Origin of the sequence: Peribacillus psychrosaccharolyticus ATCC 23296, from assembly GCF_000305495.1 — a bacterium.
In the GTDB taxonomy this organism is placed as follows: Bacteria; Bacillota; Bacilli; order Bacillales; family DSM-1321; genus Peribacillus; species Peribacillus psychrosaccharolyticus.
This window is the reverse complement of sequence record NZ_AJTN02000237.1, coordinates 1-6,868: the sequence shown is the minus strand read 5'-3', so window position 1 is coordinate 6,868 and position 6,868 is coordinate 1. Positions and strand designations below refer to the sequence as shown.

Genomic DNA, 6,868 nt, shown 5'->3' with positions numbered 1-6,868 from the left:
CTTCAACAAGGGAGGTTGCTACGGCACCTTTTTCTTACAGAACTAAAGGGGTAGTTTAGTTTAAGAAGAATTTTCAAATTAGCTAGTTGGGAATGAAATTAGGTGATAAAATAGTCTAGCATACTTTTACTTTTTATCCATTTTAAAGGGAGATTGATGAATGAATATTGAACTATGGGAAGAGGAATATGATGAGTTTTATAAGGGTGAAATCAATCTAGACATATTGGAAAAGATTCAAGAAGAATTGAATTTACCTTTGCCTGAGTCATATATTAATTTAATGAACAAGAGGAATGGTTTTTACTTAATGAAGAAATACTTTCCAACGACTATCCCTAATAGTTGGGCGAACAACTCTGTACATATCGATTATTTATACGGCATCGGAGAAAATCCAGGAATATTAGATAGTAATGAATTACGAAAAGAATGGGGAATTCGTAGTAAAAAACTACTTATCCTATCAGTCAACGCACCAATGTTTATTTGCCTTGATTATAGAAACACTCGTAAAAAGGAACCTTCGGTTACTTTTATAGACGTTGAGCAAAGCCAAGAAATAAAATTAGCCAATAGTTTTCAAGAATTTATCAATGGCCTTGTTGATAATATCGAAGAAGGGTACATAGATGCTGATGAACCATTGTCTCAACAACAGATTCAGGATTATTACACTATGATTGATGATGTGATGGCAAATGGAAAACCTAAACAAATTGACCGAGTATTTACCAAGATTCTTTCTACTAATGTTGAATTAATTAGATATATGGTTGAAAAAATGAGACAGCACGAAAATACAAGAGTGCATTATTACTTATTACTTTTTTTATGGTGTTGTGCCGAGGGTGACAATGCTGGAACTCTATCGGATGACTATTTGTTGGAGGTTTTAACTGAACTTGCAAGTAGTAAAAATAAGGAAGTTAAAGCAATTGCCTCAGGTAATTTGAGCAAATTATATAAGAGATTGAATTCAGTGGGATAGAACACTATATAGCTTGCATATTCTTCTGCAAAAAATGGGTCAGAATTCCATAATTGTATACATAGCTGAGTTTTTGAAAAAATGTACTTAAATTAACGGGGTGCTTTAGTGAAAAATTGGGGGTTGCGGCTGCGATCCCTTTTCTTGTGCTAACTGTGCAGGTTAGCACAAGAAACAGGGTATTGTTTTTATAGAATGCTACATAATAAAAAGTGGCGGCATACCCTTCAAATTAAATGACAAAATAATCAGAAAATACCGTCAATAGACGTAAATAATTAGTAAAATAATGTATATACTAATACTATTGGAGGTGAAGTTATATGGAAAATAAACCACTACATTATGATGGAAGTATCCAAAACATCAATGATTTTAAAAGTGAAGCTAATAACAGTGAAGTATTAGAGTTAACAGATGAAATGAGAAAAAATATAGTTGGAAATCCTTATATGAGTAATATAACTGAATAATCCTACATAAAAGGGTGTTGCTAATCAAAGCACACCTTTTTTAATTTTCTTAGGCTGATCATATGCTTTAGCTAAACAATATTTATATACTTTACCTTGAAATAAAAATATATTAATTCGATGTAAAGTATATATTTTTATTTCATACACAAACTAGAATGACAAAACAAGGGAAAAGAATGCCCGAAAGGAAGTAAGAAAATGGCAAAAGTATTGTATATTACAGCACATCCACATGATGATACTCAGTCTTATAGTATGGCAGTAGGTAAAGCCTTTATTGATACCTACAAAGAAGCAAATCCTAATGACGAAATTGTTAATGTTGATCTTTATAACGAGAATATTCCACAAATAGATGTTGATGTTTTTAGTGGTTGGGGAAAACTCCAATCAGGGAAGGGATTTGAAGAGCTATCAGCAGATGAAAAGGCAAAAGTAGGTAGATTATCAGAACTATGTGAACAATTTATTTCAGCTGATAAGTATGTTTTCGTAACACCTTTGTGGAATTTTTCTTTCCCACCAGTATTAAAAGCTTATATTGATTCAGTTTCTGTTGCTGGAAAAACATTTAAATACACAGAACAAGGTCCAGTAGGTCTGTTAACTGATAAAAAAGCTTTACATATACAATCTCGTGGGGGGATTTATTCAGAAGGTCCAGCTGCTCAATTGGAAATGGGTCACCGCTATTTAAATGTTGTAATGCAATTCTATGGAGTCCCTTCGTTTGAAGGCTTATTTGTAGAAGGACATGCAGCAATGCCAGATAAAGCACAAGAAATTAAGGAAAATGCAATTGCACGAGCTAAGGATCTAGCCCATACATTTTAAATATACTAAGGGAGCCAACGGACGTTGGCTTTTTTTTAGGCTGTGCAACAACGGTGCTTAATGTTGGAGAAGAACACATACAAAATAAAGCTATTTACTGCACAGTATAAAATAAAATATGCAATAGCTCTATACGGTAATTATAAGAGAAATAATTATCATTTCTCAAAATATGTTGAGATTGTGAAATATTGTACTTAAAGTAACGGGGGCCTTCTATGACGCTAATCATACATTCGATTTTAAGTGAAGAAGTACCCTTAATTAACGATCGTGGGCAGGTTAGTTTAAGAAGGATTAGAAATATATATACTATAATTCGATTAGTGATAAAAATATTTTGAAAACTTAAGGGGAAACATATGCTAATTTCACAAGAATTTTTTATCCTTGATACTTCATATTATGAAACTTTTTCGTTTCCGCAATCACAAAGGCATTTCCATATTGCTTTTCTGGTTTTTGATTTAGCGTTGACTCTTTCTAACTATGAGTTCTTAATTAGCCAATTTGCGTCAGAAGCAGGAAAGAAAAATTGGACAACTGGTGTATGATAATGGCCAGTAGATTCTAAAACAATAGGGGGCTTTTCTCCTGATACCTCTTCTATTTCTCTAATAAACTCTAAAAGAATTGTCAGCCCCTCAAGTGTATGCGTGTATGCCACTTTAAAGCTCTTTTTGTACGGTTGCTTTTTATCCAAGAATGCTTGAACCTGACTTTCAACTTTTGCCACATCCAGACCAATTACTGGATTCATCATTATTTTCCTCCTTGTCATAGGTATATGTATCTTATCTTTTATATCAACCAGCCCCAATAAATAAGAAACATTCCATTTGCAAGTCATACTTAGCAAGATATTTTTGAAAGTAAAGTTAATAACCAGCGTCAAGGCAATAAATAGACATTTAGCTTAATCACCTTTCTCTTCTCCTGAATAAATTATAAACAGAGCAACACTTGTTTTATTATGTGCAATATACAAGATTGTTCCAAATAATTTTAAAGGAGAGATCAAATGTCGCAACCGAATATCCCTAATATTTCTCCTACAGTTTCAATTACAAGGGAGGATGCGATTAACCTACTCTTAGCTTCTATTGCAATGGAAGAATTAGGACTAGCACATATCATTAATGCAGAAGGGGAAAAGATTCAATATGCTCTTGGCACATTACCTGGCTTGATAACACCAGCTTCGTTAGCAGATATCTTACAAGTAAATGACAGTGTACAAGATACTCTCGAATTGGCGATTAAAAAAGAACTACTACTGGATAGCAAATTAAAACAAGTGACTCAAATCACTTCTTCTAGCTCTACTGGACCTACTGGAGCAACTGGGAACACTGGAGCTACGGGAACTACCGGGGCTACAGGTGACACTGGAGCAACTGGTAACACTGGAGTTACTGGACCCACTGGCGCTACAGGTGATCCAGGAGTTACGGGGCCTACCGGACCTACTGGGAACACTGGAGCTACGGGAACTACCGGTGCTACAGGTGACACTGGAGCAACTGGTAACACTGGAGTTACTGGACCCACTGGCGCTACAGGTGACCCAGGAGTTACTGGACCTACTGGCGCTACAGGTGACTCAGGAGTTACGGGGCCTACCGGCTCTACTGGACCTACTGGTGTAACCGGTGCTACTGGACCTACTGGACCTACTGGTGCTACCGGGGCAGGTGCTACCATACAAAACGGACTATTTAGTGTTAATGTAACATCTGTAGCAAATGGCACAGCCATTTCATATTCAACCACGTTTATTAATGGCACTGACATTTCTCACCCTTCAAACACAACCTTTGTACTAGCAACTGGGCACATTTATTTGGTTTCGTATACTTTCAGAGCAACTAGTTCTTTAATTGGAAATATTACTGTTACACCAAGATTTAATACGGTATTTCAGAGTCGTTTTTCAGGTAAATCAGTTACTGGAACTTTAGATGCTAATGTTAGCGTATCAGGAACGTTCTTAGCTAACGCTACCGCAGGTGCCATTACACTAGATTTTCTTTATAATGGATCAGCAACTACCACTTTGTCTGATGGTTCTGTTTCGATTATTGAAGTTCAGTAACATACAAGGGGTTGGCACTTGCCTTGCCATCCCCAATAATAAAACAATAAACTTTGAGTCATCTATGTAATAGGAAGCTATTCAGTACCCTCCCTTTTCAAAATTTTCAACTCTGCATCCAGCTCATCAAATGTAACAGGTACAGTCAATACTTCAGTCGGTCCTTCTACTGGCGTAGGACCAGTTCCACCAGGAAATACTTTTGCTAGCGCAGTGAGAAATCCAATTTCTTTCAGCCTTTCTATACCTGTTGGAACAAGTGGTACGTACTGTATCACACTGTATCAGCGTGTATTAGCTTAATTTAGTTTTAAAGTAAAAAAAGGGGGTCTTATTTTGTATAAGAGACTCCCCTTTTGTTGTAAGCAATACAGGATGGTATTTGAAAGGAAGAGTCGAAGGTAAATTCTGTTTGAAAATTTATCCTCCTTTCCATAACAAAAATTCCTTCTTCAACTAAGGGGTGCTTTATCGTCATGAGAAGGCTGCTAATTGTCTAAACGAATTGACACCAAATGGGGAATGTTATTTTGTAATGAAAACCAACCAAATTATTATGGGTCAAATCACGCTCATATTATAGATGAATGTGTACAGCCGAAGCCAGTTATAGATGAAGTTATTAATTATTACCAGTCTAAAAAAATCATACCAAGGTTTTATATCTACAATATAGAAAACCAACAAAATCTCATTACTGAATTAAAAACAAGGAATTTTAGATATGAAGAACTCGTTAGTCCTGTTCAATTGTGGAATAACCGAGTGGTAGAAATTCAGAATAATAAGAGAGTTACAATTGAAAAAGTAACAAAAGAAAATTATCAGGAAGCTTTAGATATAGAAAGTAGTATTAAAGAGTTTGGAGGAAAGGAATCTATTGAGAAAGTTTATAATGAACAATTCAATCATTCTTCCTTCACACATTATCTTCTTCGCTTCGATGGAGTAGCTTGTTCAACTGCTTGTATTTTTGAAGATGGCGAACAGGCTCGAATGGAAAGCGTAGCCACAATTGAAGAATTCAGAGGTAGAGGATTAATTGGCCAAGTTATTCAGTTTATACAAGAAGTAATAAATAGAGGAATAAAAAAGCTTTGGGTTTTTCCAATAAATGAATCAATAGAAAAAGTAAAAGTATGGATTTCAAACAGTAAAAAAACTAACAATGGGACACTCATTTTTAAGTGGAAAAAGTATTAATGAGATTCGTAAATAAGAATAAAATGGATCGTCCTTATAAAACTAACGGGTGCGTGTGCGTCAAATTCAAGAAAAAAACCACCGTAGTTAAGGTGGTTATTTTTCTTAGTTCATTTTTTCAATTATAAAATCAAGCTTTTCGTTTAAAGCTATTTGATTTTTATTCTTTTGTGTAGAATTTATTAGTAATCTTCTAATAAATAAAATAAATGAAACCATGAATAAAATAATTAATGCGAAGATGACTACAATCAAAATTAATCCAGGAATACCTATATTACTAAACACTTCACTTCATCTCCTTGGTATTTTCACTATCGATACCATATTATAACAAATTTAAGTTTAAACTAGTGATTAACGTTGCTAATTGGCGGCCTTTTGAATGTATGATAATTACACTAATCATACATTCAAATTCGAGTAAAAAAATACCCTTATTCAACTATCAGGGCAATCTATTTCAAGATTAACTTGGAAGGATTTTCTCTAAAGATGTCGAATTCACAATACATTATTGTTTTTAGGGGGACCGTTATGTGGGAGAGAATGTTTATAAGTACATCTCGTGGTAAGTTTGAGATCTATACCCAAGGAAAAGGAGAACCAGTGTGTATTACCCATTTATATAGTGAGTTTAATGAATTAGGTTATTATTTCGCCGACTCCCTTATAGATCAATTCAAAGTTTATCTAATAAACTTAAAAGAAGCAGGAAACTCTTGCAGAGCAGGTATAGAAGAGGAATTAAGTATGAAGGAAACCTCTAAAGATTTAGAGGCTATTAGAGAAGCTTTAAATTATAATAAATGGTGTTTTGCTGGGCATTCAACTGGAGGAATGCTTGGTTTAATTTATGCAACAATGTTTCCAAAATCTTTGACAAAACTATTAGTTGGAGGAGCCACTGCTACTAAAAAATATATGGAACACGAAGGTAGTATTTATAGTCCTCGTAGTCCACTAAATAAAAAACTGAAAAAGATATTTGCTGTATTAGAATCTCCTGACTCTACCACTGAAGAGCGAAGGGATGCTAATAGAGAATGGACTAATATGTCTTTATATAACATAGAAAGATGGGATGAATATTTTAAAAAACCGAGTAGTGGAAACGTTGTACAAAAAGGCTAGATTATTATTCCTTTAATGATTTGCCAAACTATGACATTCAAAATGAACTTTATCAGGTTACTATCCCGACTATTGTTTATTGTGGAAGATACGATGCCCAATGTCCTCTTGTTTTTCTGAAGAAATAAATGCAGG

Annotated in this window: 7 protein-coding genes and 2 pseudogenes; 6 read left to right on the top strand and 3 right to left on the bottom strand. The window is 34.5% G+C overall.

The features are described 5' to 3' along the window. Window positions 1–160 precede the first annotated feature (160 nt). From WYK_RS23480 to WYK_RS19270, 3 genes are all read left to right on the top strand, one after another. Window positions 161–991, top strand: coding sequence for an SMI1/KNR4 family protein (locus WYK_RS23480; RefSeq protein ID WP_051387731.1), 831 nt, complete (start codon window positions 161–163; stop codon window positions 989–991). A gap of 323 nt (window positions 992–1,314) precedes the next feature. Then, window positions 1,315–1,464 carry a hypothetical protein gene (locus tag WYK_RS25185; RefSeq protein WP_169732074.1) on the top strand — a complete coding sequence of 50 codons (150 nt, stop codon included), beginning with the start codon at window positions 1,315–1,317 and terminating at the stop codon, window positions 1,462–1,464. A 201-nt stretch (window positions 1,465–1,665) separates the two neighbouring features. Further along, window positions 1,666–2,301, top strand: coding sequence for an FMN-dependent NADH-azoreductase (locus WYK_RS19270; RefSeq protein ID WP_040376078.1), 636 nt, complete (start codon window positions 1,666–1,668; stop codon window positions 2,299–2,301). A 532-nt stretch (window positions 2,302–2,833) separates the two neighbouring features. Here WYK_RS19270 and WYK_RS19265 read toward each other — a convergent pair. Beyond that, window positions 2,834–3,061, bottom strand: a pseudogene (locus WYK_RS19265) (IS110 family transposase); the annotation flags it as partial. Window positions 3,062–3,322: 261 nt separating this feature from the next. On the opposite strand from WYK_RS19265, the gene WYK_RS25840 reads away from it, so the two are divergent. Beyond that, window positions 3,323–4,396 (top strand): collagen-like triple helix repeat-containing protein, encoded by a 1,074-nt coding sequence (locus WYK_RS25840; RefSeq protein WP_051387729.1) that lies wholly within the window; start codon window positions 3,323–3,325, stop codon window positions 4,394–4,396. Window positions 4,397–4,473: 77 nt separating this feature from the next. Here WYK_RS25840 and WYK_RS19255 read toward each other — a convergent pair whose 3' ends face one another. After that, complete coding sequence (locus tag WYK_RS19255) at window positions 4,474–4,674, bottom strand: hypothetical protein (RefSeq protein WP_040376076.1); 201 nt, start codon at window positions 4,672–4,674, stop codon at window positions 4,474–4,476. A 214-nt stretch (window positions 4,675–4,888) separates the two neighbouring features. Here WYK_RS19255 and WYK_RS19250 point away from each other — a divergent pair. Continuing rightward, window positions 4,889–5,615, top strand: a pseudogene (locus tag WYK_RS19250) (GNAT family N-acetyltransferase). Window positions 5,616–5,704: 89 nt separating this feature from the next. Here WYK_RS19250 and WYK_RS26070 read toward each other — a convergent pair. Then, on the bottom strand, window positions 5,705–5,887 hold the full coding sequence (locus WYK_RS26070) for a DUF4083 family protein (RefSeq protein WP_040376075.1): 183 nt from the start codon (window positions 5,885–5,887) through the stop codon (window positions 5,705–5,707). Between the two features lie 249 nt (window positions 5,888–6,136). Between WYK_RS26070 and WYK_RS19240 the strand changes: the two genes are divergently transcribed. Beyond that, window positions 6,137–6,733 (top strand): alpha/beta hydrolase, encoded by a 597-nt coding sequence (locus WYK_RS19240; protein ID WP_051387727.1) that lies wholly within the window; start codon window positions 6,137–6,139, stop codon window positions 6,731–6,733. Window positions 6,734–6,868: the final 135 nt, after the last annotated feature.